Below are 2,979 nucleotides of genomic sequence, written 5' to 3' on the forward strand. Positions count from 1 at the left end.
ATTGAAAGAGTGTTCTCAAAGTATGGTAAAGATATCCTACAGAATAGCAATTTTGAAACAGTTAGAGAAGCGATGAACAGGACTGCCAATTACTTCGAAAAAGAAACAAGTTTTAGGAATTGGCGTAATATAAATTTCTAATTTACAATAATGGATTAATATAAATATCGTAAATCCTGTTATTTATAATAATCTAAGCATACGAAGGGTCGGTTGGTTTTTTATTGTTTTCTTTTTCCTGCAATGTAGTAAGCATTGAATGTAATGTATCTTCATCTACTTCTCCTTCTAAATACTTCCTTACTGCTAATTTTTTGTATTGCTCATTATTGAATCTTCTTTTCTCAGGTATTCTCTTTTCAGCATATATGTCGTTTTCTATGTTAGCAAATACATTATCATACGCTTTTCTTATCCTACTCGATGCCTGTTGGATATATCCAACTAAAACCGAGATATTTTTATGCCCCGATTGTGCTTGTATCTCATTTAGTGTGCATCCGTTCTCTGCCATGTGCGTAACCATCGTTATCCTAAACTTGTGGGGGTATACCTGTTTTACAATGCCTGATTGTGATGCTACTTGTTTAGTAATATGTCGGAGGTAGCATGTTGATATACGTTTTCGTTCGTTGAGTGTTATAAACAATGCGTTTTCGTGTCCTTTCTTTGGTTTAGGACGGACGTCTATCCATTTTTGTAAAACATTGGCACAATCTTCTGTGATATTAATAGTTCTTGTAGTGTTTCCTTTACCGTGCTTAACTGTTATTTTTAATCTATCGAAATCGATGTCTGATAAGTCAAGGTTAACCAGTTCAGATGCTCTAAGTCCCGTGTAATATAATGTTCGAATTAGAGCTGAATATAATGGATTATCATTGGCTGCCTTAAATATTGCTAATATTTCCTGTTTTGTCAAGGCTGTTTTATCCCTGTTTGGTGGTACGATTTTTGCTACTTTTATATTCACTTCTTTTCCTAGAAAGTGCTGGCAAAATTTTCTTAAATTTGCAGTTATCAATACCATCGTATTACCGGCATATTTGTCATAACATGTAGAAAGATAGGATTCAACGATAGATTGATTTATATCACCAATAGTTTTGTTGTTATCACAAAGCCACTTTAGGAAGTATATCGTAACTCTTACCATTTGGTCGACTGTATTTTTGCTGTTTCTTCTTTCAATCCTTAACCATCGCTTGTATCTCTCCAGCAATTCCTTGTATTCTTCGGGCGTATTTCCCATTTATACCACCTCCACTTGGTCATCGGTGGTTCTTTGTCGGGCTTTGGCAGTGATTGTCTGCGCAGACATATCGCCACCTTGAGGAATTACAATCTCTTCAGGTTGTAATCCCCTATTCTTATTTTTTAAGCCATTTATAAATTCTTTGTTGTAATTAGAATTTTTCACAGCCCATGAATTCAGACGTTTCAATCTGGGCAAACCTTGTTCTTCTCGGCATTTGTTCAGATTCTCGAATTTTTTGACAGCCTCTCGGGCTATTTCCAATCCAACTTCTTCTAGTAAATCTCGTAATTCTATCGTGGCTTCATTTGAAATATGATAAGGACAGTGTAATTCTATGATCCCCCTTACGGAATTCAAAGGAATCATGTGTATTTTCATTTCCATATCCTCTTTCATTTTTTACCCCCCTCCAAATAAACGTCCCTTTGTTCAGTCGTGAAATTCAACATGCCTGGTATGAAGAAGGATTCAGCCATTTCTCATACCCCCGTTTTTTTGCCTAGCATATCGCAGGTAATAACCAGACTTTCGGCGTGGCTTTTTGTCTCGCCCACGTTTGCCGACATTTCGGGCGTGTTTCAATCCCTCTTTCGTTCGTTCTGATATAATATCTCTCTCGAACTGGGCAAATGAAGCCATAACGTTGAATTGAAGCATACCGCTTGCAGAAGAGAGGTCTATGCTATCTGTGAGAGATATAAATTTAACTCCTCTCTCATACAAGGTGGTCACTTCCCTCAACAATTCCTGGACACTTCTAGCCCATCGGTCAATCTTCCACACTACAACAGCTTCAAATTCCTTCTTTAAGAGCCGTTGATATAGCTGATATTTGATTGGGCGTGTCTTTCGTGTGCTTTCTTTCTCAACGAACAGCTCATAATCCCATCCCTCCCGCTCTGCTTTCTCAATCAATGCCTTCTTCTGCATCTCTGGATTTTGGTCTTGCGTAGATACTCTGGAATATAATGCCACCTTATCATTCATGGCTGCACCCTCAAAATTTCAGAATAATCTATTTCTTTACCATTAAAATCCTGGTAATCCGATAACCTTTCTTCGCATTCCATCAAATATTCTTCCTTATCAATGTCATCGGGTATAGAAATAAGATTGCTGCCACCACTCCATTTTATTTTGCAAATCGGGCAATAGAACCAATCTTCATAGCCCCATATACCAGCTAAACTAGCATGATAATTTTCATGCTCGGGATACAAGCAATGCCCGAAATACGACTTACCCTCGTCCATGAAAACTCCCAAATTAAGGTTATTCATGCTTCCACCTCCTTGTAGACCTTCTCAAAATGTGCTTGTATCCTAGGGATATCTATCCTCAGAATCCCCGTCTTTTGCCATATTGCCTCCCTAAAGCGTAACATGAAAAATAGAATATTGTACCCTTAACATAAAGTGGGGGGTCGGGGGTTACTTTGGTGTTGTATCTGTTAGAATTGTGGGGGGTTACTTTGGGGGTTAATCGGGTCTAATTGTATTCATTTCTCACGAAATTCTAGATGAAATGTTTGTTCCAATTTTTCTCTTTTTCTTCTTTATATTTATTAAAAAATTTCCATGCTTGTTCCCTTATTTTAGTAGTTGGATATGTTAACTACGCCAATTCCTAAAACTTGTTTCTTTTTCGAAGTAATTGGCAGTCCTGTTCATCGCTTCTCTAACTGTTTCAAAATTGCTATTCTGTAGGATATCTTTATCATA

At 37.2% G+C, this 2,979-nt stretch carries 4 protein-coding genes; all 4 read right to left on the minus strand.

Annotated elements, in window-relative coordinates; genetic code table 11:
* Nucleotides 1-193: 193 nt before the first annotated feature.
* Complete coding sequence (locus tag U9O96_00290) at nt 194-1,252, minus strand: tyrosine-type recombinase/integrase (protein ID MEA2053549.1); 1,059 nt, start codon at nt 1,250-1,252, stop codon at nt 194-196.
* Nucleotides 1,253-1,654, minus strand: a complete 402-nt coding sequence (locus U9O96_00295; GenBank protein ID MEA2053550.1) for a hypothetical protein — start codon at nt 1,652-1,654, stop codon at nt 1,253-1,255.
* A gap of 72 nt (nt 1,655-1,726) precedes the next feature.
* Entirely contained in the window at nt 1,727-2,245 is a 519-nt protein-coding gene (locus tag U9O96_00300; GenBank protein MEA2053551.1) for a recombinase family protein, read from the minus strand.
* Entirely contained in the window at nt 2,242-2,538 is a 297-nt protein-coding gene (locus U9O96_00305; GenBank protein ID MEA2053552.1) for a hypothetical protein, read from the minus strand. The genes U9O96_00300 and U9O96_00305 overlap by 4 nt, the downstream gene beginning before the upstream one ends.
* Nucleotides 2,539-2,979 lie beyond the last annotated feature (441 nt).

It is taken from the genome of Candidatus Thermoplasmatota archaeon (genome assembly GCA_034660695.1).
GTDB lineage: Archaea > Thermoplasmatota > E2 > UBA202 > DSCA01 > JAYEJS01.

Coding starts and splice junctions, on each gene's coding strand:
- U9O96_00300 (MEA2053551.1), bottom strand. CDS start 2,245: ATGAATGATAAGGTGGCATTATATTCCAGAGTATCTACGCAAGACCAA.
- U9O96_00290 (MEA2053549.1), bottom strand. CDS start 1,252: ATGGGAAATACGCCCGAAGAATACAAGGAATTGCTGGAGAGATACAAG.
- U9O96_00305 (MEA2053552.1), bottom strand. CDS start 2,538: ATGAATAACCTTAATTTGGGAGTTTTCATGGACGAGGGTAAGTCGTAT.
- U9O96_00295 (MEA2053550.1), bottom strand. CDS start 1,654: ATGAAAGAGGATATGGAAATGAAAATACACATGATTCCTTTGAATTCC.